General features: G+C 59.8%; 17 protein-coding genes and 1 tRNA gene. 10 read left to right on the top strand and 8 right to left on the bottom strand.

Features of this window, described 5'->3' with window-relative positions; all coding sequences use genetic code 11:
• Window positions 1–15 precede the first annotated feature (15 nt).
• From EKH79_RS05170 to EKH79_RS05160, 3 genes are all read right to left on the bottom strand, one after another.
• Window positions 16–1,659, bottom strand: a complete 1,644-nt coding sequence (locus EKH79_RS05170; RefSeq protein ID WP_126672712.1) for an acetolactate synthase large subunit — start codon at window positions 1,657–1,659, stop codon at window positions 16–18.
• Between the two features lie 92 nt (window positions 1,660–1,751).
• A complete protein-coding gene (gene xseA / locus EKH79_RS05165; RefSeq protein WP_126672711.1) occupies window positions 1,752–3,119 on the bottom strand; it encodes an exodeoxyribonuclease VII large subunit in 1,368 nt (455 codons plus the stop codon).
• A 122-nt stretch (window positions 3,120–3,241) separates the two neighbouring features.
• Window positions 3,242–4,693, bottom strand: a complete 1,452-nt coding sequence (locus EKH79_RS05160; RefSeq protein WP_126672710.1) for a phospholipase D-like domain-containing protein — start codon at window positions 4,691–4,693, stop codon at window positions 3,242–3,244.
• A 54-nt stretch (window positions 4,694–4,747) separates the two neighbouring features.
• On the opposite strand from EKH79_RS05160, the gene EKH79_RS05155 reads away from it, so the two are divergent.
• Window positions 4,748–6,730 (top strand): acetyl-CoA hydrolase/transferase C-terminal domain-containing protein, encoded by a 1,983-nt coding sequence (locus tag EKH79_RS05155; protein ID WP_425478468.1) that lies wholly within the window; start codon window positions 4,748–4,750, stop codon window positions 6,728–6,730.
• 202 nt (window positions 6,731–6,932) lie between these two features.
• Window positions 6,933–7,745 (top strand): HD-GYP domain-containing protein, encoded by an 813-nt coding sequence (locus EKH79_RS05150; RefSeq protein WP_126672709.1) that lies wholly within the window; start codon window positions 6,933–6,935, stop codon window positions 7,743–7,745.
• Here EKH79_RS05150 and aat read toward each other — a convergent pair.
• The 3 genes from aat to trxB all read right to left on the bottom strand — a co-directional run bounded on the left by aat (window position 7,693) and on the right by trxB (window position 10,664).
• A complete protein-coding gene (gene aat / locus EKH79_RS05145) occupies window positions 7,693–8,478 on the bottom strand; it encodes a leucyl/phenylalanyl-tRNA--protein transferase (protein WP_126672708.1) in 786 nt (261 codons plus the stop codon). The two genes, EKH79_RS05150 and aat, sit on opposite strands and share 53 nt — an antisense overlap.
• Window positions 8,475–9,611 carry a GNAT family N-acetyltransferase gene (locus EKH79_RS05140; RefSeq protein WP_126672707.1) on the bottom strand — a complete coding sequence of 379 codons (1,137 nt, stop codon included), beginning with the start codon at window positions 9,609–9,611 and terminating at the stop codon, window positions 8,475–8,477. The genes aat and EKH79_RS05140 overlap by 4 nt, the downstream gene beginning before the upstream one ends.
• 90 nt (window positions 9,612–9,701) lie before the next feature.
• Window positions 9,702–10,664 carry a thioredoxin-disulfide reductase gene (gene trxB / locus EKH79_RS05135; RefSeq protein WP_126672706.1) on the bottom strand — a complete coding sequence of 321 codons (963 nt, stop codon included), beginning with the start codon at window positions 10,662–10,664 and terminating at the stop codon, window positions 9,702–9,704.
• Window positions 10,665–10,878: 214 nt separating this feature from the next.
• Between trxB and ald the strand changes: the two genes are divergently transcribed.
• From ald to lolA, 3 genes are all read left to right on the top strand, one after another.
• The gene (gene ald, locus EKH79_RS05130; protein ID WP_126672705.1) at window positions 10,879–11,943 is read left to right on the top strand and encodes an alanine dehydrogenase; all 1,065 of its coding nucleotides are present in this window, start codon (window positions 10,879–10,881) and stop codon (window positions 11,941–11,943) included.
• Window positions 11,944–11,975: 32 nt separating this feature from the next.
• Window positions 11,976–14,306: a DNA translocase FtsK gene (locus EKH79_RS05125; RefSeq protein WP_126672704.1), complete on the top strand. Its 2,331-nt coding sequence runs from the start codon at window positions 11,976–11,978 to the stop codon at window positions 14,304–14,306.
• Window positions 14,307–14,368: 62 nt separating this feature from the next.
• Window positions 14,369–15,031 carry an outer membrane lipoprotein periplasmic chaperone LolA gene (gene lolA / locus EKH79_RS05120; RefSeq protein ID WP_126672703.1) on the top strand — a complete coding sequence of 221 codons (663 nt, stop codon included), beginning with the start codon at window positions 14,369–14,371 and terminating at the stop codon, window positions 15,029–15,031.
• A gap of 37 nt (window positions 15,032–15,068) precedes the next feature.
• On the opposite strand, the gene EKH79_RS05115 is transcribed toward lolA, so the two are convergent.
• Complete coding sequence (locus EKH79_RS05115; protein WP_126672702.1) at window positions 15,069–15,806, bottom strand: acid phosphatase; 738 nt, start codon at window positions 15,804–15,806, stop codon at window positions 15,069–15,071.
• A complete protein-coding gene (locus tag EKH79_RS05110) occupies window positions 15,806–18,082 on the bottom strand; it encodes a TonB-dependent receptor (RefSeq protein WP_126672701.1) in 2,277 nt (758 codons plus the stop codon). Before EKH79_RS05110 ends, EKH79_RS05115 begins: the two co-directional genes overlap by 1 nt.
• 321 nt (window positions 18,083–18,403) lie before the next feature.
• Between EKH79_RS05110 and EKH79_RS05105 the strand changes: the two genes are divergently transcribed.
• The 5 genes from EKH79_RS05105 to EKH79_RS05085 all read left to right on the top strand — a co-directional run bounded on the left by EKH79_RS05105 (window position 18,404) and on the right by EKH79_RS05085 (window position 22,316).
• Window positions 18,404–19,762 (top strand): replication-associated recombination protein A, encoded by a 1,359-nt coding sequence (locus EKH79_RS05105; protein ID WP_325050578.1) that lies wholly within the window; start codon window positions 18,404–18,406, stop codon window positions 19,760–19,762.
• 83 nt (window positions 19,763–19,845) lie between these two features.
• The gene (locus EKH79_RS05100; protein ID WP_126672700.1) at window positions 19,846–20,421 is read left to right on the top strand and encodes a hypothetical protein; all 576 of its coding nucleotides are present in this window, start codon (window positions 19,846–19,848) and stop codon (window positions 20,419–20,421) included.
• 96 nt (window positions 20,422–20,517) lie between these two features.
• Window positions 20,518–21,798 carry a serine--tRNA ligase gene (gene serS, locus EKH79_RS05095; protein WP_126672699.1) on the top strand — a complete coding sequence of 427 codons (1,281 nt, stop codon included), beginning with the start codon at window positions 20,518–20,520 and terminating at the stop codon, window positions 21,796–21,798.
• On the top strand, window positions 21,795–22,172 hold the full coding sequence (locus EKH79_RS05090; RefSeq protein WP_126672698.1) for an LrgA: 378 nt from the start codon (window positions 21,795–21,797) through the stop codon (window positions 22,170–22,172). Before serS ends, EKH79_RS05090 begins: the two co-directional genes overlap by 4 nt.
• A gap of 54 nt (window positions 22,173–22,226) precedes the next feature.
• Window positions 22,227–22,316, top strand: a tRNA-Ser gene (locus EKH79_RS05085).
• The last annotated feature ends 197 nt before the right edge of the window (window positions 22,317–22,513 follow it).

Here is a 22,513-nt window from a genome sequence, read left to right as displayed (position 1 = left end):
GATCAATCCCTGATATCAAACGGCAGCGCTCAAGCGGCGAATTTCTTCGTCGAGCACACGGTGGTTGTCGGAATAGTCGATGGCCAGATCGATAAGATGCACGCCGCCCTGGTCGTAAGCGCGTTTCAACGTCGGAAGAAAATCGTCGGCGCGTTCCGGGCGGTGGCCGTGCGCGCCATGGGCTTCGGCGAATTTCACGAAATCGGGGTTGCCGAACTCCATACCGAAATCGGCAAATCCCATGTCGGCCTGTTTCCAGCGGATCATGCCGAAGGCGTCGTCGTGCAACAGCAGTATTACCAGATCGAGCTTCAGACGCACGGCCGTTTCCAGCTCCTGCGCATTCATCATGAAACCGCCGTCGCCGCAAATCGCCAGCACCTTGCGGTCGGGATAAACCATTTTCGCGGCCATCGCTGAAGGTAAGCCTGCACCCATCGTCGCCAAGGCGTTATCGAGCAAAACCGTATTGGGTTGGCGCGCTTTGTAATAGCGCGCATACCAGAGCTTGTACATGCCGTTGTCGAGACAGAGCACACCGTCGTCGGGCATGTACTTGCGCGTGTCGTCGACAATGCGCACAGGATGCATCGGGAAGCGCGGATCGTCGGCGTTTTCCGCGAGCTGCTTGTGGAATGCGTCGCGTACCTTGTCGAAGAATTTGAAATCCCAGTGTTCCTGCTTGCTCAAGGCATCGGTCAGCCGCTCGATGGTGTGGGCAATATCGCCGACGACTTCAATTTGCGGGAAATAAACCGAATCCACTTCGGCGGAGGAGAAGTTGATGTGGATCACCGTGCGCCGACCGCGCGTCATGAAGAACGGCGGCTTTTCCACCACATCGTGACCGGCGTTGATGATGACGTCGGCAGCGTCGATGGCGCGATGGACGAAGTCGCCAGCCGACAGCGCTGCGTTGCCAAGCCACAGATGATGGTCTTCATCGACCACGCCTTTGCCCATTTGCGTGGTAAAGAACGGGATGCCGAGTTTGTCGATGAAGGCCCGCAAGGCGACTGCTGTGCGTTGACGATTCGCACCCGCACCGATCATCAGGATCGGATGTTTTGCATTGCTGATTGCTTCGGCGGCTTGCACCAGTGCGGCATCGTCGGGCGCTGGACGCCGCGCGTATTCGGTGGGAAGCAGAATGGCGTCTTCCACCTCGTCGCGCGCAATATCTTCCGGCAACTCGAGGTGCACTGCACCGGGGCGTTCTTCTTCGGAACGACGGAACGCTTCGCGGATGCGCGCCGGAATCGTCGCCGCCGACACGATCTGGCGAGTGTATTTGGTCAGCGGTTGCATCATGTCGACGACATCGACCAGCTGAAACATGCCCTGCTTGTGCGTGCGGATGGGCTTCTGGCCGGTGATCATCAGCATGGGCATGGCGCCGAGCTGTGCATACGCCGCCGCGGTGACCAGGTTGGTCGCTCCCGGGCCAAGGGTCGACAGTGCGACGCCCGTTTCGCCGGTAAGGCGCCCCCACGTGGCGGCCATAAAACCGGCAGCTTGTTCGTGACGGGTGACGATCAATCGGATGGACGATTCCCGGAGCGCTTCGACGAGATCCAGGTTTTCTTCGCCCGGCACACCGAATATCCAGCGTACGCCTTCGGCTTCCAGGGCTTTCACGAAAAGGGTCGCGGCCTTCATGCATCGCCTCCATCGGAATAAAGCAGATGCTACACGTACACCAATGTTCGATTCGTTACTGGAAACATTCAATTCGTGTGAGCAATCAGAACTTAGTCGTCACTTACCTGTAATGGCAATTCGCCGTCGGCAAGACGGGCACGCAAGGCAGTGCCAGCCGTGACATTCTGCGCCGAACGAAGGACTTTGCCATCTGCATCGAACAGAATCGCGTAGCCGCGTTCCAGCGTGGCCAGGGGGCTGACTGCATGCATGGCGCGTGCGGTGTGCTGCAAACTCAGGCGCTCCCGTTCCAGCTTATGTTCGATGGAGCGGCGCAGATGCGTCGCCTGCTGGTCGAGTTGGTGACGCCACAGGGCAAGACGTTGTTTGGGATGCTGTGCGAGCAAGCGAGCATGCGCACGTTCGAGGCGCACAGTCCATTGCGTGGCTTGCGCCGAACGTGCGCTCAGTAAACGCCGGTGCAATTGCTGCAAGCGTTCGCGATCGCGCGTCAGCCGTGCTTGCGGGCGTTGCGATTGCAGTCGCGCATGCAGATGATCGACCCGTTGGATTCGCGCCTGAAGTTGTCGTTCTTGAATCGCGACGATGCGTTGGCGCAATTGATCAAGATGGCGCTTGAGTGCGAGGGCATCCGGTACCAACAACTCCGCCGCTGCCGAAGGCGTGGGAGCACGAAGATCTGCCACGAAATCGGCAATGCTGAAGTCGATTTCATGGCCCACTGCGCTGACCACGGGCACGCTGCTGGCGTGAATCGCTCTTGCGACGCGTTCGTCGTTGAAGGCCCAAAGATCTTCCAGCGAACCGCCGCCGCGCGTAAGCAGTAAAACGTCGTAGCGACCGCTGGCTGCTGCTTTGCGCAGCATCGTCACGATAGCCGGCGGTGCTTCGCGGCCTTGTACGGGAACTGGCAGTACGTCGACATCGGCCAATGGCCAGCGTCGCGCCAGTACGCTCAATACATCGCGTATCGCTGCGCCAGTTGCCGAGGTGATGACGCCGATGCGTCGTGCAAAATGGGGTAGGGGACGTTTGCGTTCCGGTGCAAACAAACCTTCGGCATCGAGCTGTGCCTTCAGCCGCTCGAACTCGCGTTGCAGCGCGCCTTCGCCAGCCGGTTCCATATGCTCGGCGACAAGCTGGAATTCGCCGCGCGGTTCGTACAGGCCCACCCGCGCACGCACCAGTACCTGCATGCCGTCGGCGGGTTTGAAGCGCAGCCAGCCGCTTTTCGGCTTGAACATGGCGCAGCGAACCTGCGCCGCGCTGTCCTTCAGCGTGAAATACAGGTGGCCTGATGCGGGCCGCGCCACGTTCGACAGCTCGCCCTCGATCCAGATCAGCGGCAGCGCATCTTCCAGCAGATCGCGTACCAGCCGGTTGAGCGTGCTGGGCGTGAGGATGTGCCGGGGTGGCTGACCGCCGGTAGCGTCGCTGAGGTCGTCGGGCGAGTGCATGGAGGCGGGAGACTAACACGAACGGCTTGGGGAACATCCTATTGGCGCGTTGTGCGAAGGCTATTTCTCACTGAAGTTATGTAAGCATTTGGTAAGCAATGCTTTCCTTCGTGTGCGCCGACTTAATCGCCCTCATCGATTCCGCGGATGCGGCGGCGATGCCGTTGCCTTAGAAGCCAGGCGCGCATCCCCGTGTTGATGGCGAACCAGGCCGCCAACAGGCCGATGGGCCATGCCACCACGGCCGGCCACGCAATGGCCACAACGGCGAGTGCGGCGAGCAGGAGCGCGGCGCTGACCAGCGTTCCGCTTTCGGTGTCGCCCAGCACGCGGCGCTCCGTCAGTGCGGCGCCCATCGAATTGGCGATGCGCAAGGCACCGGCCGCTGCGCGGCTTGAACTGCCGCCGATATGCCGCGGGTGAGGCGGCCGCGCTTCGCTGATCCGCACGCGATGGCCACGCCGGTATCGCCGTGGAGCCAGGACGATCTCGGTCGCGTTCTCCAGATCCTTCTCGTATTGCGCCGCAAGCTGCCCGGCAAAGCCCGCGTCTTCGACGGCGACATCGATCTCGCGGTTGTTCAACCAGCTCGCGACGTTGAGGTTGGACGAACCGACGCGTGCCCATTGACCATCGGCCACGGCGGTCTTGGCGTGCAGCATCGAACCGTTCCACTCGAAGACGCGAATGCCTGCCTGGAGCAGCGGGCGATAACCGGAGCGTGAGATGTTCGCCACCAGCGGAATGTCGCTCGTGCCCGGAACCAGCAGCCGAACATCGACACCGTCGCGAGCAGCAGCCGACAGGGCTTGCACATAGGGCGCGATGCCGACGAAGTAGGCGTCAGTCAGCCACAGGCTACGACGGGCCAACGCGGCGATCATTTGATCGAGCCGATACATTCCGGCGGTTGCAGGCTGCGTGGCAATGACCCGCAACGCGACCGAGCCGGCGCGGCCGTCATCAGTGATCGCATCAAGTTCCAACGGTGGTGAGCCCGAGGCATTCCAACTGTCGATGAAAGCCGCTTCCAATTCACGCACCGCGGGGCCGCGCAAGCCCACGCCTGTATCACGCCAGGGGGGCACCTGGCGTTCGGGATTTCCGAGCCACTTTGCGCTGATGCACACGCCGGAAAGAAAACCGTGCGCGCCATCGACCACCAGTTGCTTGCGATGGTCACGGCTCATCCAGCCCAGCGAACGTCCGAACTGCGGCGGGTTGAATACGCACACCTGGCCGCCTGCCTCGCGCAACGGCTTCCAGAACGACGTTCCCGACTGACCCAGGCAACCCATCCAGTCGACGATGACTGCCACGAACACGCCGGCACGTGCGCGGTCGACAAGTGCATCGCGAAACGCAAGGCCGATCGCGTCATTCCGGATGATGTAGTTCTCAAGCAGCACGCGGCGTTTTGCGCTGCGGATGGCGGCAAGCCAGGCGTCGTAATGCGCCTGCGCATCGATCAGCAGCTCAAGCGCATTGCCGCCGACCAGCGGTGCGCCAGCAGCACGGCTCAGTGCTTGCTCAGCCAGCAGTCGGCTCGGCGTGGGCGGTGAAGTCGAGGCCATGGGGGGAGTATATCGATGGGGTTTTGCATTCCACCTGACTCCTTTCCAGGAGACATGCTCACATTCATGCAGTTCTGGCATGATCGGCCCATGTTGCCAGAGCAGCGTTTCACGGACACCGACGCCTGTGCGCAGCTGATTGTCGAGCGGCTGGGTGCTGACTTACGCGTCGCGGCGCCTCTTGGTTTGGGTAAACCACACGGCTTGCTCAATGCGCTTTACGCGTTGATGCAAGCGGACACGTGGCGATCCATGACGCTGTACACGGCGCTTTCACTCATGCGTCCACAACCCAAGCCGGGGTTGGAAGCCCGTTTCCTCGAACCTTTTCTCGACCGGCATTTCGGCAACGATTACGTCAATCCGCAATACGCCGTCGATCAGATCAACGGCAAGCTGCCGCCGAACGTGGCCGTGCACGAGTTCTACATGCAATCGGGTGCCTATCTGAATAGCCCGAGTGCGCAACGCGATTACATCAGTCAGAACTACACGCATGTCGCACGCGACCTGGTGGTGCAGGACATCAACCTGCTGGTGCAACTGGTCTCGCGTCACGAAACGTCGGACGGTGTGCGTTACAGCCTGTCGTGCAACCCCGATCTGACCTTGGATTTTCTCGATCGCGTGAAAGCCGCCGGCAAGCAGCGTCCCCTCTGCGTGGCAGTCGTGCACCCGGCGCTTCCCTATATGGGCGGACACGCAGAAGTACCGCAGGATTTCTTCGACATCGAACTTGCACCGCCCGTTTCGCCGCGATTGTTCGCGGTGCCGCGCTTGCCCGTGGATGCCAGCGAATACGCTATCGGTTTGCACGCCAGCGCGCTGGTGAAAGACGGCGGCTGTTTGCAGATTGGTATTGGTGCGCTATCCGACGCGCTGGTCAAGGGACTGCTACTGCGCCATCAAGACAACGTCGCGTGGCGCAAGGTACTGCTTGCATTGGACAAAGGCGGTCACACTCATTCGCTTGCTACGCGCATGGGTGGTTTGGCCAGTTTCAGAACGGGTTTGTACGGCGCGAGTGAAATGGTGCTCGACGGTTTCATGCATTTGGCCAAGGCCGGCGTGATAAAGCGGCGCAGCTGGGACAATCTCGCACTGGAACGTGCGTCGGCGGCGGGGCGTCTGGCAGAGGATGTGCCCGGCGGTCACTATCTGCGCGGCGCATTCTTTCTTGGTACGCGCGATCTTTATGACTGGATGGAAGTCACAGCAGGCAGCGATCCGGATGCGATCGACATGTGCCGCGTTTCCAACGTCAATCAACTTTACGGCGATCACCAGGCGCTGGCGATGTTGCAACGTCGCGGCGCGCGTTTCTTCAACACGTGCATGATGGCCACGTTGCTCGGCGGCGCTGTTTCCGATGCGTTGGAAGATGGCGAGGTCGTCAGTGGTGTGGGTGGTCAGTACAACTTTGTGGCCATGGCGCATGAGATTCCCGATGGCCGGTCGGTCTTGATGTTGCGTGCCACCCGCAAGAGCAAGAACGGCATCGAAACGAATATCCGATGGAATTACGGGGCGATGACGATTCCACGCCATTTGCGCGATATCGTCATCAGCGAATACGGCGTCGCCGACTTACGCGGCAAAACCGATAGCGAATGCATCGAAGCTATGCTGGCCATCAGCGATGCGCGATTCATCGACGCGCTGACGGCCGAAGCCAAATCGCACGGAAAAATCGCCGCGGATTTCAAGATTCCGGACGCCTGGCGTCAGCATCGTCCCGAGAACCTTAGGGAAGCCTTAGCGTCCGCGATTCGTAAAGGCTTGCTGCCAACCTATCCATTCGGGACGGATTTCACCGCGGTGGAATTGCGAATCTTGCCTGCGCTGGAATGGCTCAAGTCCGCCAGTTCCAGCTGGAAGGGCCGATGGCAGCTGTTAAAAGCCGTGTTGATGCCCGGCGAGCCCAATGCGGAGGAACCTGCGGATCTTGAGCGCATGGGCCTGAATGCGCCCTCGACGTTGTCGGATCGCTTGCAGCGCCGTCTGCTGCAGGCGGCCTTGCGTAGAAAGCGCCCATAACTTCGACGTTCATCATCGTCTCAAGATGACAGCCCCTGGCGTCGATAACCCTTGTAATCATTTTCATCGGCAACCATGACGATGCCGTTGTCCCAGATTTCACAACATCAGCGCAATGATTTGTGCATATCAGCGCAGCGGCGTGGTTGTTGCTGATGGCAGAATGCACATCGAGTAGACGCGCCCCGGGGGAGGGCAAGTCGTGAGGTTAAGTCCGCAGTTGCGCGCCGCAGGCATTTACGTGCTGGTGTCGGCGGCATGGATATGGTTTTCCGGGAACCTGCTCGGCTACCTGGTACATGATCCGCATCTCATCGTCAGATACCAGATTTTCAAAGGCTGGTTCTTTGTGCTGGGCACGGGTTTTTTGTTGTACTGGTTGATCGGCCGCACCGTTCATCGCCTGGCAGATGCCAATCAGCGTTTGCTCGACAGCCATGAACAAGCGTTGCGCGTGCTGGTCGAAGCGATGGACGTGCGTCACAAGGAAACCAGCGATCATTCCGAGCGCGTCGTACGGATGGCGGTGGGGCTGGCGAAGCTGGCGGGTGTGGAAGGTAATGACTTGCGCGACATTCGATTCGGCGCATTGCTGCATGACATCGGCAAACTGGCGTTACCGGATTCCATCCTCATCAAACCCGCCAAATTGACCGAAGAAGAAACGGTCGTGATGCGTACGCATCCCGGCATCGGTCATGGGCTGCTGCAACGAATCGATTTTCTACGTGGTGCCAGCGCCATTCCTTTCAGCCACCATGAGCGCTGGGATGGCGCAGGATATCCGCAGGGATTGAAAGGCGACGAGATACCGTTGTCGGCACGCATCTTCAGCGTCGTGGACGTATGGGATGCGCTGAGTTTTCCCCGCGTCTACAAACCCGCTTGGCCCGAGGCGGATGTACTGAAGTATCTGCAGGAAGTCGCGGGGACTCAGTTGGACCCGAAGCTCGTGCAGCTATTCATGGACAACTATCCGGCTCTGAAGACGCTTGCACTTCATCCGGACCATTGATGTCGCTGTCGATCAATAGGCGATTGGCTGGCAAATCAGCGATGTTGTGCCACTGCTGTTGATCGAATGGCGCCGATGTCAATACGCGAACGTTTTGCAGAAACGCGCTGCGCGGAATCTCCTTCGCGCCAAGTCCAAGCAGATGCGGATTGCTGACCTGCGCATCGATCCATGGACAGCTCCACTCGCGAAGCCATCCAGCAAGCGCGCACAGTGCGAGCTTCGATCCGCCGCTGCGCGCACTGAACATGGATTCACCGCAGAAAAGCCGGCCGATGGAAACGCCGTAGATGCCGCCGACGAGTTGATCGCCGTCCCATACTTCCACGCTGTGCGCACGATTCATTTCATGCAGCGCCACGTAGGCATCGATCATGGCGGGACTGATCCATGTACCCGCTTGCCCAGCCCTGGGTGCGGCGCAGGCGAGCATCACTTCGCGAAATGCACGATCTGCGGTGATATGCCATGACGTATCTGACAATGCACGCCGCAGGCTGCGATTGGGTCGCAGCGCTTCGGTCTCAAAAACGCAACGTGGATCGGGCGACCACCACAGAATCGGCTCGCCTTCGTTGAACCACGGAAAGATGCCGTGCGAGTACGCAGCGATCAGGCGCTCGGGCGACAGATCGCCGCCGAACGCCAGCAGGCCATTCGGTTCGATCAGCGCCGTGCGTGGATCAGGGAAATGATCGGGCGCGTTGTCATCGAGCAAAGGAAGGCGAATCATCGTTCGGCGTAGGGCGAGTGATCGAGCAGTTCTTCTGCGTAAGCATCCATGCCTTCGCGTTCGTGCTCAAGCGCACGCCGTACTGCCGAACGAAATCCTTCATGCACCAGGTAATGGCGCGAATGCGTGCGCACCGGTAGAAAGCCGCGTGCCAGTTTATGTTCGCCCTGTGCTCCAGGTTCGAAACGGGCCAGTCCTTGTGCGATCGCGTATTCAATGCCCTGGTAATAGCAGAGCTCGAAGTGCAGATCCGGCAGGTCGACACACGCGCCCCAGTAACGGCCATACAGCGTGGTGGAGCTATGCAGAAAGAGCGCCATCGCCACGATGTCATCACCATCTTTTGCAAGCGCCAATTGCACCGCATTACCTAAATCGATGCGCAAGTACTGAAAAAAAGTTTCGGTAAGCGCGGCATGGTTGCCTTTTGCATCGAACGTCGACGCATAAAGCGAATGGATGCGTTGCCAGGTGCGTGCATCGAGCGATGCGCCGCTGTGCATGCCCAGGTGCAGGCCGTGCGACATGGCACGTTGGCGTTCGTGGCGTATGTTCTTCCGCTTCTTGTGATTGAGCGCGGCAAGGAATGCGTCGAAGTCGCCGTAGCCTTGATTGTGCCAATGAAATTGCACGTCGCTGCGCGCCATCCATTCGCCCTCGAACGCGGGCAGATCGGCGTCGTCCAGAAAGTTGGCGTGGATGGAAGAAAGCTGCAGGCGCCGGGCGTATTGCTGCATGGCTTGTACAAGCATCTTTCGGTGCTCGGAAGCTTCTGCGCCGTCTGGCCCGACCAACAACCGTGGGCCAATCACAGGAGAATAGGGGACCGCATTGAGCAGCTTGGGATAGTAGTCGCCGCCCGCGCGCTCCCATGCGCTCGCCCAACTCCAGTCGAAGACAAATTCGCCGTGCGAATTGCCTTTCAGATACAACGGCGCGGCGGCAATCAGCGCGTTGTCGCGATAAAGACCAAGATGATGCGCCTGCCAACCCCATTCCGGGCGAATGCAGCCTGTGCGTTCGAGACCGGAGAGAAAAGCGTGTGAGACGAACGGATTGTCGTCGGGGCGCAGCGCATCCCAATCTGCGCTGGCGATGCCGTCGATGCTGTCGTGGAAGCGTGCTTCAATCACGATGTCATGATGCCATCAACGACGTTGCAGGACGATCAATAGATCTGAACCCGTCATTCCGGCGTGCGCCGGAATGACGGATAAAACGGCTTAGGCCGTGGGCTTGCCCTGGTCGAGCCAGCGCTCGGCATCCAGTGCGGCCATGCAACCAAAACCGGCGGACGTCACGGCCTGGCGGTAAACGTGATCGGCCACGTCGCCTGCAGCAAACACGCCGGGCACCGAGGTCATGGTTGCCATGCCTTCCAGGCCGCTACGGATCTTGATGTAGCCGTCGTGCATATCCAGCTGGCCTTCGAAAATGCCGGTGTTCGGCGTGTGGCCGATGGCGACGAAGAAACCGGTGGCTTCGATATCGCGCGTCACGCCGCTGTTGATGTCTTTCACGCGCACGCCGGTCACACCCGAGCTGTCACCGAGAATTTCATCGATGGTGTGATTCCATACCAGCTCGATCTTGCCGGCCGCGGCTTTCTCGAACAGCTTGTCCTGCATGATCTTCTCGGCGCGCAGCTTGTCGCGACGGTGCACGAGGTAAACCTTGCGGCCGATGTTCGCCAGATACAGCGCTTCCTCCACCGCGGTATTGCCGCCGCCGACAACGACGACATCCTGATCGCGGAAGAAGAAGCCGTCGCACGTTGCGCAGGCCGACACGCCCTTGCCTTTGAAATGTTCTTCGCTGGCGATGCCGAGATACTTTGCAGTGGCGCCGGTTGCGATGATCAGTGCATCGCACGTGTATTCACCCGAGTCGCCCTTCAGACGGAACGGGCGCTGCTTGAGATCGGCGGAGTGGATGTGGTCGAACACCATCTCGGTTTCGAAGCGCTCGGCGTGTTCAGCCATGCGCTGCATCAATTCCGGACCCTGCACGCCTTTGACATCACCGGGCCAGTTGTCGACCTCGGTGGTGGTCATTAATTGGCCACCCTGTTGCAAGCCGGTGACCATGGTCGGCTTGAGATTGGCTCGCGCGGCGTACACGGCAGCGGTGTATCCGGCGGGGCCCGAGCCGAGGATCAGCAGGCGGCTATGTTTAGGGGTGGTCATTGCTATAATCCTTAGGGTTTGCTGGCGACTTGTACGGTCATTCGCTGTTACCAGGGTCCCGGTTGCATCCGGTGAGGCCTGTAGCAGCAACGATCCGGGAACCCGCAAGGATGGGGAAGTCGCAGCGCCTATTCAAGGCGTCGGCGGACCAAAGATTCCGCCGCGGCGCGTGGCGCCGCGGTTTTTGCTTTTAAGACCACAGGATTCATTCCCCATGCGTATCGGTATTCCCTCAGAAACCAAGACCCTCGAAGGTCGTGTTGCCCTCGTTCCCGCCGCTGCCGCCGATCTGGTGCGCCGTGGTCACGAGGTATTCATTCAGGCTGGCGCGGGCGAGAAGAGCGGTTTCTCCGACGAAGCCTATTCGAAGGTTGGCGTCAAACTGGTGCCGGATGCCGCCGCGCTGTACGACGCGGGCGAGCTGATCGTGAAGGTGAAGGAGCCGATCGCCGGCGATCTGGCCCTGCTCAAGAAGCATCACCTGCTGTTCTGCTACCTCCACCTGGCTGCCGAACCGGCGCTGACGAAGAGCCTGCTGGACATCGGTTTGACCGGCGTGGCGTTCGAGTCGGTGGAAGAAGACGGCGGCCTGCCGCTGTTGCTGCCGATGTCGGTCATTGCCGGCCGTATCGCCACGCAGATCGGCACGACGCTGCTGCATCGCCCGCAGGGCGGCAAGGGCAAGTTGCTCGGCGGCATGGCCTCCACGCCGCGCGGCAAGGTCGTGGTGCTGGGCGCAGGCGCTGCCGGTGGCAATGCTGCTGCGCTGGCTGCGGCGGCCGGTGCCAACGTCGTGGTCTTCGACAAGCGTCAGGACCGCCTCGCCGAAATGATGGCGATGGGCCCGAACGTCACTGCGCTGTACGCGTACGAGTCCTCGGTGGCTGAAGAAGTCGCCACGGCCGACATCGTGGTCGGCGCCGTGCTGATCCCGAGCGCCAAGGCGCCGCGCGTGGTCACCGAAGAGATGGTCAAGACGATGGAAAAGGGCAGCGTGCTGGTGGATATCTCCATCGACCAGGGCGGTTGCTTCGAAACATCGCGTCCGACCACCTGGAAGGAACCGACCTACGACGTGCACGGTGTCACGCATTTCTGCGTCACCAACATGCCGGGCGCCGTGCCGCAGACCTCGTCCGTGGCCATTTCCGCGGCAATCCTTCCGTACGTGCAGCGTCTGGCTGCCGGTAAGGAATGGCGCGAATTCGAGCCGCTCAAGAAGGGCATCAACGTCGACGGTGGCAAATTGGTCCACCCGGCGTTGCAGGGTGTGGTTTAAAGTCACCCTATCCCTAAAGGAAACAGACCCCGGTGGCGCGTAGCGCGAACGTAAAAAAACAAAAGGAAAAGACGGGCTTGAGCGAAGAGCTCAAGCGTCGTCTTCGTGAGGCCGGCGCGCTGCTGTTGATGCCGCTGGCCCTTTACCTGCTGGTCTGTCTGTTTAGCTACGACGCTGCAGATCCGGGCTGGTCGCATGCCAATTCCACGGAGCATGTGCAAAACCTGGGCGGCACGGTCGGCGCGTATATCGCCGACCTGCTGCGCTACCTGTTCGGTGGCATCGCTTATTTCTTCCCGCTGCTGCTTTTGTTCCTCGGTGTGCAGGTGTTGCGCAATCACGGTGCGCGCAGCGTGCAGCCGTGGGAGCCTTCGCTGCGCCTGATCGGTTCGGTGTTCTTCTTCATCACCGCGCCCGGTTTGTGCTGGTTGAAGTTTCAAGACAGCACCATGGGGCCGGAAGGCGCCGGTGGTGTGATTGGCCGTGCCGTCGGCCATGGGTTGTTGCGTGCATTCGGTGACAAGGGCGCGCCGCTTTTGTTGCTCGCGGTATTTCTGATTGCGGTGACCCTCGCAACGGGTTTGTCCTGGTTCAAGTTGATGGATGCGACCGGACAGGGCGTGCTGAAGTTGTTCGGCTGGATGGGCGACAAGCTTCGTGCAGCACCGGAAGTGATCGCCGCGCATCAAGCGCGCGCCGAGCGCGAAGTGGTCAAGAAGACCGAAGCGATCAAGCAAGCCAAACGCGAACCCGTGCGTATCGAGGCACCCGCCGCGCCGGTCGTGAAGAGCGAACGCGCGCGCGTGGAAACACAGATTCCGTTGTTCGTCGGAGCGGCACAGCCCGGCGAATTGCCGCCGCTTTCGTTGCTGGATGAAGCACCGGAGCAGGGTCCGGGTTATTCGGAAGAAACGCTCGAAGTGCTGTCGCGTCAGGTCGAGCTGAAGCTCAAGGATTTCCGCATCGAAGCCAAAGTGGTCGGCGTTTATCCCGGCCCGGTGATTACGCGCTTCGAACTCGAACCGGCGGCTGGTGTGCGCGGCAGTCAGGTGTCGAGTCTGGATAAAGACATTGCACGCGGTCTGTCCGTGGTCAGCGTACGCGTGGTGGACGTGATTCCGGGCAAGAACGTCATCGGCCTGGAAATTCCCAACGCGAAAAAGCAGATCGTGTTTCTCTCGGAAATTCTGCGTTCCGACAAATACGATCAGCAGAAATCGCCGTTGGCGCTGGCGCTGGGCAAAGACATCGGCGGCAAGCCGGTAGTGGTCGATCTGGCCAAGATGCCGCACTTGCTGGTGGCCGGTACCACCGGTTCGGGTAAATCCGTCGCGGTGAATGCGATGGTCTTGAGCCTTTTGTACAAAGCCAGCGCGAAAGACGTGCGCATGATCATGATCGATCCGAAGATGCTGGAGCTTTCGGTTTACGAAGGCATTCCGCATCTGCTCGCGCCGGTCGTGACGGATATGAAGGAAGCTGCCAACGCGCTGCGCTGGTGCGTGGCCGAGATGGAACGCCGCTACAAGCTGATGGCCGCGGTGGGCGTGCGTAATCTCGCCGGCTTCAACAAGAAAGTGAAGGACGCGGAGAACGCGGGCCAGCCGTTGCTCGATCCGTTGTTCCGCCCGAATCCCGAAATGCCGAATCTTGCGGCCGAACCGCTGCAACCGCTGCCTTACATCGTCGTGATCATCGACGAGTTTGCCGACATGATGATGATCGTCGGCAAGAAGGTCGAAGAGCTGATCGCGCGTCTTGCGCAGAAGGCGCGTGCGGCGGGTGTGCATCTGGTGTTGGCGACGCAGCGTCCGTCGGTCGATGTGATCACGGGCCTGATCAAGGCGAACATTCCCACGCGCATCGCGTTCCAGGTATCGAGCAAGATCGACTCGCGCACGATTCTCGATCAGTCCGGCGCCGAAACATTGCTGGGCCACGGCGACATGCTTTATCTGCCGCCCGGCACGGCGACGCCGGAACGTGTGCACGGCGCCTTCGTGGACGACCATGAGGTGCATAACGTCGTGAACTGGCTAAGAGCTCAAGGCGCGCCGCAGTACATCGAAGGCGTGCTGGAAGAAGTGCAGGCGACCAGCGACGGCAAGTTCATCAGCGACGCCGGTTTGCCGATGGAAGGCGAAGAGGGTGGTGGCGACGCAGACGCGCAGCTTTACGACCGCGCGGTTCGCATCGTGACCGAAACGCGCCGCGCTTCCATTTCCGGCGTGCAGCGTCATTTGCGCATCGGCTACAACCGTGCCGCGCGTCTGATCGAACAGATGGAAGCCGACGGTGTGGTCAGCGGGCCGCAGCACAACGGCAACCGTGAGGTGCTGGCGCCGCCGCCACCGAAGAACTGACGCTTTCCATTAAGCATTCCCGCCGCACACTTGGCTTATATGGCCAATCAGGAACAGGACTCATGAAACGCCTCCGCTTCGCCGCCGCTATCGCCGTGGTTGCGCTGTCGCTCAGTACGCTCTTGCAAGCTGCCACGGGCCCGGCGCGTGCCCGACTGGATACGTTTGCACACGGGTTGCACGCCTTGTCTGGCAACTTCACCCAGACACTCAGCAATCCGAGCGGTCAGTCGCAACAGACCAGTGGCACGCTGGTATTGCAGGCGCCGAGTCAATTCCGTTGGGATACGTTGGCGCCGTACAAGCAATCGATCATCGCGGACGGTAGCCGCGTGTGGTCGTACGACCCAGGCCTGCAGCAGGTCACCGTGCGCCGCCAGGATACGGAGTCGTCACACAATCCGCTGGCCGTGCTGACGGATCTTTCGCAGGTCGACAAAGACTTCAACATCACCGAACAGGGTGAGCACGATGGTCTTGCGTGGCTACGCCTGACCTCGCGCGCTCAGGACCCGCAGTTCGACTATGTCGATCTTGGCTTCGATGCCAAAGGCCTTGCACGCATGCAGTTTCGCGATCAGCTCGGTTCGACCACCGATATTCGCTTCTCGAACTGGCAGCGCAATCCGGATGTTCCGCCGCAGGATTTCAATTTCACGCCGCCCAAGGGCACAGATGTGGTGGGTGATTTGCCGGTCATCACCACGCAGCCGATCAAGAATTGAAAAAGGCGCCCTGAAGGGCGCCTTTCTTTTTATCAACTCAGTGAACTGCGGTTGCAGCGGGCACCGATGATGCGGGCGTCACTGGATCAGCCGGTAAACCCAACGCATGACGCAACTCTGCGCGAGCCGCCTGATAATCCGCCTGGTAACCCGTATCACGCAGGATGTCGTCGGCAATTACGGTGCCTGCGACACGTCCTGCTTCGACATCGCTCGGGAAGTGCACGCCCATCACGATACGATGCTCGGCGTAGACATCAGCACGCGCAAAGATCGCCGCACGTTGCTCCGGCACCATGTTCGCGAGTAACACGGCCGTCGTATAACCGAACGTGGAATGTCCGCTCGGATAACTCCAGTCGTTGGCTTTTTCCTTCGACAGCGGATGCACCTGACTCGATACCAACGATGGCCGCGGACGCTGCCAGTACTCTTTGGCTTCCTTTACTGATGCCTTGTCGAGTTCGGCCGTGCGAGTAAAAAACGCGGCTGTCTTGGGTAACGCGGACGCCTGAAATGGCGTGCCGAACACATCGGCAAAGCGAAAGACGGATCGGTCCGCATCGGCTTTGGCCGCGGCCATGTCTGCGGCAGTGCGTGTGTGCTGCGTGCTCAGCACAACTTGAAGATCGTGCCGGGCCGCAATCGAACCTGCTGCCGGCGGAGGCGGCAGCAGGTTCGACAGTTCAACGGTGGCAGGACTCGTGCCACCGCCGTCAGCTAGTGCGGACTGGCTGAAAAGCAGCATGCTCAACAGCAATGCGTAACGTTGCATCAGAACAAATCCGCCGACACGGTGAAGTTGAAGTTGCGCGCCGGAATCGTCCAGAACAGCGGCGTGCTATCGGCCACGGTGGTGCCGGCCAGCGCGTCGATGTGGGTGTTGTTGAACAGATTGTTGATCTGGAAGCCGACCTTGAAGTCCTTCACATCGGTCATGTGCGGATCGAACTTGTAGCTGGCGGTGAAATTGGTCACCGCATAGCCGCCGATCGGCGTGTCGTCGTTCGCATTGGCCGTGTAGTACGTCTTGCCGACGAACTTGTCGATCAGCGATGCATATACCGAGCCATTGGTGTAGATCATGCCCAGCGCAGCGGTCTTGTGCGGCGTATTCGGGTTCCAGGTGTTGCTGGCAGTCTGGATCGCGCGGTTGAGCGAGCCGTTGGCATAGACGCTGAAGCCACCGCCGAGCATGTAGGTGCCTTCGAGCTCGACGCCTGTGTAATGCACGCCACCGCCGTTGTAGAAGATGGTGTTGGCGCCGACTTTCACGCTCTGGATGAAGTTGTTGAAGTCGATCTTGTAGACGTCGCCCGATAGCGTCAGGCGGTCGCTGGTCCAGGTGGTACCGAGCTGCCAGTTCGTGGTTTTTTCCGGCTGAAGCGATGCATCGGAAATCGACGGATTGGTGACGTAGAACAGGTTGAGGTTGGGTGCCAGGAAGCCCTTTGCCCACTGCGCATACGCCGTCCAATCGGAGGTGAAGCTGTAGTGGAACGCAGCCGACGGCAGCGTGGCGTTCCATTCCTTCGAGTAATCCAGCGGCAAGCCGGTCTTCTGGTTGTACAGGGAATCGATGTCGCGCAGGAAGTCTTCGTACTTCACGCCGCCCACCAGGTAAGCCTGGTCGGTGATGTTCCACTGGTATTCCACAAACGGCTGGATGGTGCGCAGCGAGTCGGTCATGAAGCGATCCACCGGGCTATCGCTGCCCTTGGTCGGCTGACCGGTCGTGTTGATAGCGGGCTGGTCCAACGTATCGTCGAACTCGTACTGCCAGCGCAAGTTGTCCTGTTTGTCGTACCAAACGCCTGTGCGGATCTCGCCTGGGCCCAGTTCCTTGCTTACGCGCAGGATATCGCCCCACGAGCGATACCAATTGCGCATGTGCTGGCCAGGTACGTTGTCGGGATAGAGACAGTCGTCACCCTTGCCGTTACAGAACGTGCCGTTCGGCGTTTCGCCGTTCGGGTCCAGGCCGTTGTAGCCGTAGTGGTTGTACGCGTAGGTATAGGCCTTGTTGTCCAGTGTCCAGCCGTCAAATTCCGAATGCAGACCGACATAGCCCATGTAGGTGCTGATCTGATCCTGGTTGTAGCGGTAGTAGGACTGGCTGTTCGGATTGTCGTTCAAGGCATAGTTCGGGCCGTATTCGGCAATCTGCGCCTTGGTTGCACCAAGCGGAACGTACTGGTTGATCTTGTTCCACATGCCGCCGAAGGTAAGCGTGGTGTTATCGCCCAGCGGCTGTACCACTTTGGCGAACACGTTCTGGCGGCGCTGACCGGCGTCGGTGAGGTAGCCATCGGACGAACCGTTCTGGACGTTGATCACAGCGCTGGTGCCGCTGCTGTTGAGTTTGCCGGTGTTGATGACCGCGCCTTCGACAGCCGTTTCCCAGCTACCAAGGCTGACATACGGGTGAAGATTGAAATCGTTCGTCGGATTGAGCGATTCCACCGACACCGTGCCACCGAAGGTCGCATCGCCCAGCGTACCGGCCGTGCCCGGGCCGCGATCGACCGTGACGCTGCTGGTGTCCTGGTTGGTGAAATACGAGGTGGAGTGATGCGTGAAGTCGTTCGAGTCGCCCCACGGAATGCCATCGAACGTGACGTTGTACTGGCCATCCTGGAAGCCGCGGATCGAAGCGACCTGCGTTTCCATCAAGCCCGGGCCGTTCGGCGCGATCGTGTACACGCTCGGCGAGATGGCCATGGCGTCGGTGTAGTCGCCGGTCGGGGGGATGTTTTCCTGGATGTACGTGCTGCCGATGATCGACTGCGGCTGTGTGGCAATGGTCGAGCCTTGCGTGGGGGCAATGGCAGTTACCGCCGAATTAGCATTGACCTGCAACCCTTCGAGGGTTTTTGCATTCTTCGTCGAGGTGCTGTTCGATGAATTATTGCTGGTACCAGGGCCACTCGTCTGGGCATTTGTAGCATTGCCCGCGTCCTGCGCCGAAACCGGATTGGAAAGGGCTACTGCAAGGCAAAGAGCGAGATAAGCCGGCGGGCAGCGGTACAGCGCATGTGTGGATCGCGTCATTGTTTTTTTCCGGTGTTGGCGGGGTAGTAGAAGGCCGACACCGTAGAGACGCTGTGTGACACATATATAACAAATATATTAAATTGGCATTTTCTTTTATGCGAAAGAAAATGCGCTAAGGATAATCTAAGAATTGAAGAATTATTGAAATAAGAAAATCGTCGAATTAATCCATTGGCGGAGATTTATAAGATTAATATAAGAAATGAAGAATTAGCGCAATAGTGATTTTGATCACGCCCGAAATATCCGTTCCGATTCTATTCGCAAGTCTGTCGTAAGCGTCGGGCCTGTAAACGCCCAAAACGGCGCTCGCAGCAGATGCCCTATCATCCAGCGATGGAACGACGCAGCCCCCACCATACGCCAGAACTTTTTGCGGCGGATTCGGACGAGCTCAAACCACTGGCCGAGCGTATGCGGCCAAACGATCTCGACGAGATTGTCGGTCAACAGCGCTTGCTCGCGCCAGGCAAGGCATTGCGGCGCGCGTTAGAAGCCGGACGTGTGCACTCGATGGTGCTTTGGGGACCGCCCGGTTGCGGCAAGACAACGCTGGCGCTGCTCGTTGCGCGCTATGCCGATGCGGATTTTCGCGCCATTTCTGCGGTGCTCTCCGGGTTGCCTGAAGTGCGCAAGGCGCTGGCCGAAGCGGAAGTTAACTTTGCGCAGGGCCGGCGCACGGTGTTGTTTGTCGACGAGGTGCATCGCTTCAACAAGGCGCAGCAGGATGCCTTTCTGCCGCACATTGAACGCGGCGTCATCATCTTCATTGGCGCTACGACGGAAAATCCATCGTTCGAGTTGAACTCCGCGTTGCTGTCGCGCTGTCGTGTGCACGTGCTGGATGCGGTGTCGGTGGACGATATCGTTGCAGCACTTCAACGTGCGCTGGTCGATGAAGAACGTGGACTGGGTGCACTCAAGCTCGACGTTTCGCTTGCCACGTTGCAACTGATCGCCAAGGCTGCTGACGGCGACGTACGCCGTGCACTAACGTTGCTGGAAATCGCGGCAGAACTTGCCGACGGCCAAGTCATCGACGACGCAACATTGGAACAGGTGCTTGCCGATCGCACGCGCCGTTTCGACAAGGGCGGCGAGCAGTTCTACGACCAGATATCTGCGCTGCATAAATCCGTACGTTCTTCTGATCCAGACGCGGCGGTGTACTGGCTCGTGCGCATGCTCGACGGTGGTTGCGATCCGCTATATCTCGCGCGACGCATGACACGCATGGCCGTCGAAGATGTTGGTCTCGCGGAGCCGCGCGCATGGCGCATGGCGCTGGATGCGTGGGATACCTACGAACGCCTTGGCAGTCCCGAAGGTGAGCTGGGGCTCGCGCAGCTTGCCATCTGGCTTGCCATCGCACCCAAGAGCAACGCTGCGTACAAGGCCTATAACCAGGCCCGCGCAATCGTGTGCGAAACCGGCACGCTCGACGTGCCCATGCACTTGCGCAACGCACCGACCAAGTTGATGAAAGGCCTCGGCTACGGCAAAGGCTATCAATACGACCATGATGTCGAAGGCGGCGTGGCACTCGGTCAGCAATGCCTGCCCGATGCGCTGGAAGGAACCGAGTTCTATCACCCCGTCGAGCGCGGGCTGGAACTGAAGCTGCGCGAGAAACTTCAGTCGTTACGCGAAGCGCGCAAACAGGCGCGGAAGCCCTAGCCGCATCATGCGGCGCGATCCCTTGCAGCCACCTGCGGGGGCGCCTAGATTGCATCTCACATCCAACCGGGGAGGGGCTGTCTATGCGCGTACTCGTTGCGGGGATCTTTGGCGGTATCGTCCTGTTCTTCTGGGGTTTCGTCGCCCATATGCTGCTTGGGCTAGGCAATCCGGGCATCCATCAACCGATCCATGAAGACGTTGTCCTCAGTTCGTTGCATGAGGGATTGGGTACGCAGCCCGGTGTCTACATCCTGCCGTCCATCGACCCGAATCAGATGGGCGATCCGGCGGTCAGGGCGGCATACGGCAAAAAAGCCGCGACTTCGCCTTACGCCTGGGTGGTTTACGAGCCGCAGGGCATCGATATGACGCAAATGGGCCCGCAGCTCGTACGCGAATGGGCCTCCGATACGCTGTCGGCACTCATGTTGGCTTGCCTGATGGGTATGGCCGCGTTCGGCTTCACCAAGCGCTTGGGTATTGCCGTGGTCGCCACGCTTTTCGCATGGCTAAGCATGATGATTCCCTACTGGAACTGGTATCGCTTCCCGACGGCGCTGGCGACGGCAGCACTCGTCGAACAAGTGATCGGGTGGCTGCTGGCGGGCGCCGTGATGGCCTGGTGGCTTGGGCGCCGCGAAACCAAGACGGCCTGATCGAGGCTATGGGCGCGGGCAGGGCGCTCCCGCGTTGCGGTGGCGCTAGCCCGGCAGCCATAATCCCCGATCCTTGTCATCCATTCGGATCCGAACATGCTGGACCCCGTATTGCTGCGTTCGCGCCTGGCCGAAACCGCCGCGCGCCTGAAGGAAACCCGAGGCTTCGCGCTCGACGTCGTCGCCGTGGAGGCATTGGAAAGCCAACGCAAGCAGCTGTCTACCGAAACGCAGGAATTGCAGAACCTGCGCAATACGCGTTCCAAGGCGATCGGTCAGGCCAAGGCGAAAGGTGAAGATGTCGCGCCATTGATGGCGGAAGTCGCCGGCATTGGCGACAAGCTCAAGGCAAATGAACAGGCCTTGGCCGATGTGCAGGCCAAGCTGTCCGACATCGCGCTGCGTATTCCAAATATTCCGCATGAGTCCGTGCCGGTTGGCAAAGACGAAAACGACAACCGCGAAATCAGCCGCTGGGGCGCAACGCGCAGCTTCGAATTTCCGGTCAAGGATCACGTCGAGCTGGGCGAGCGTCATGGCTGGCTCGATGGCGACGCCGGCGCAAAACTTTCCGGCGCACGCTTTACCGTGCTGCGCGGTCAGCTAGCGCAACTGCATCGTGCGCTTGGCCAGTTCATGATCGATCTGCACACGCGCGAGCACGGCTATCTGGAATGCAACGTGCCCGTGCTGGTCAACGCCGACACGATGTACGGCACGTCACAGCTGCCGAAGTTCGAAGAAGACCTCTTCGCTACGCAAGTGGGCGATTCCCGTCGTTATCTGATTCCGACTGCTGAAGTCTCGCTCACCAATCTCGTTCGCGACACCATCCAGGATGCCGACGCGTTGCCGCTGCGCCTCACCGCGCACTCGCTCTGCTTCCGCGCCGAAGCGGGCAGCTATGGCCGCGACGTGCGCGGGATGATTCGCCAGCACCAGTTCGAAAAAGTGGAAATGGTGCAGGTTGCGCGTGCGAGCGAATCGTATGCGCAACTGGAAGAAATGGTCGGTCACGCGGAAAAGGTGTTGCAGAAACTCGAACTGCCTTATCGCAAGCTACTGTTGTGCACGGGCGATATGGGTTTTCAGTCCACCAAGACGTATGACCTGGAAGTGTGGCTGCCTAGCCAGAACACGTACCGCGAAATTTCCAGCTGCTCCAATTGCGAAGATTTTCAGTCGCGCCGTCTGCAGGCGCGCGTGCGCAATGCGGAAACCAACAAGCCGGAACTTGTGCATACGCTCAACGGCTCGGGTCTAGCCGTAGGACGCACGCTTATCGCGGTGATGGAGAACTATCAGAACGCCGATGGTTCGATCACCATTCCGGCAGCGCTGCGCTCTTACATGGGAGGCGCGGAGAAAATCGCATGAACACCCAAGCCCGCAGCTCATGGGACAAGGTGGAGTTCTACACCAGCTACTTCCTCATGTTCGTGCTTGCGTCCGTGATCGGTACGCGGCTGAGCTTCGCTTCGGTATGGCAGCTGCCGCCGATCGATCTGGTGTTCAATGTCATTGCGTTGATACTGGTGATCGCGAGCTTCTGGATCGCTCGCCGTCGCCGTAGCTGGCGCCTTTGGATCATTGCTTTCGCGACGGCGACGCAGCTGATACCGATGGTGATCCGCTATCCCGCCACACTGTTTCCACTGCTTGGCGGCCTGATCCCGGTAGTCATCATGGTTTGGGCGCTCATCGCACTGTCCCGCAAAGGCTCGCAAGGTCCGCGAGTTCGCGGTTCCTGATACCATGTCGCCCTCGCTGGTGACGCTGATACGCGCTCGCCAGCCGCTAAATCCGGAGAGATGGCCGAGTGGTTTAAGGCAGCAGTCTTGAAAACTGCCGTAGGTGTAAGCCTACCGTGGGTTCGAATCCCACTCTCTCCGCCAGTAAAATCAAGGCCCTGATTTTTCAGGGCTTTTTTATTGCTCGGGAGAAAATCAATCTTAGCGTTTGGTCAATTCGAGCGATCACTTGGATCCGATTTCGCAACAATGAGTGGACAGCGATTGAGCGACTAAGCATGCGATGTGCGTTACGCCTTGAGGGTGAGCGGTGGGCCAAACATGGTGGGCAGGAATGTTTG

This window comes from Dyella dinghuensis (genome assembly GCF_003977615.1).
Taxonomy (GTDB): Bacteria; Pseudomonadota; Gammaproteobacteria; order Xanthomonadales; family Rhodanobacteraceae; genus Dyella_B; species Dyella_B dinghuensis.
Note: the sequence above shows the minus strand (reverse complement) of the source record. Positions and strands in the feature narration are given on the sequence as shown.

Coding starts and splice junctions, on each gene's coding strand:
- EKH79_RS05160 (WP_126672710.1), bottom strand. CDS start 4,693: ATGGCCTCGACTTCACCGCCCACGCCGAGCCGACTGCTGGCTGAGCAA.
- EKH79_RS05105 (WP_325050578.1), top strand. CDS start 18,404: ATGCCCTATCATCCAGCGATGGAACGACGCAGCCCCCACCATACGCCA.
- trxB (WP_126672706.1), bottom strand. CDS start 10,664: ATGACCACCCCTAAACATAGCCGCCTGCTGATCCTCGGCTCGGGCCCC.
- ald (WP_126672705.1), top strand. CDS start 10,879: ATGCGTATCGGTATTCCCTCAGAAACCAAGACCCTCGAAGGTCGTGTT.
- EKH79_RS05100 (WP_126672700.1), top strand. CDS start 19,846: ATGCGCGTACTCGTTGCGGGGATCTTTGGCGGTATCGTCCTGTTCTTC.
- EKH79_RS05110 (WP_126672701.1), bottom strand. CDS start 18,082: ATGACGCGATCCACACATGCGCTGTACCGCTGCCCGCCGGCTTATCTC.
- EKH79_RS05170 (WP_126672712.1), bottom strand. CDS start 1,659: ATGAAGGCCGCGACCCTTTTCGTGAAAGCCCTGGAAGCCGAAGGCGTA.
- EKH79_RS05090 (WP_126672698.1), top strand. CDS start 21,795: ATGAACACCCAAGCCCGCAGCTCATGGGACAAGGTGGAGTTCTACACC.
- serS (WP_126672699.1), top strand. CDS start 20,518: ATGCTGGACCCCGTATTGCTGCGTTCGCGCCTGGCCGAAACCGCCGCG.
- EKH79_RS05115 (WP_126672702.1), bottom strand. CDS start 15,806: ATGCAACGTTACGCATTGCTGTTGAGCATGCTGCTTTTCAGCCAGTCC.
- xseA (WP_126672711.1), bottom strand. CDS start 3,119: ATGCACTCGCCCGACGACCTCAGCGACGCTACCGGCGGTCAGCCACCC.
- EKH79_RS05155 (WP_425478468.1), top strand. CDS start 4,748: ATGCTCACATTCATGCAGTTCTGGCATGATCGGCCCATGTTGCCAGAG.
- aat (WP_126672708.1), bottom strand. CDS start 8,478: ATGATTCGCCTTCCTTTGCTCGATGACAACGCGCCCGATCATTTCCCT.
- lolA (WP_126672703.1), top strand. CDS start 14,369: ATGAAACGCCTCCGCTTCGCCGCCGCTATCGCCGTGGTTGCGCTGTCG.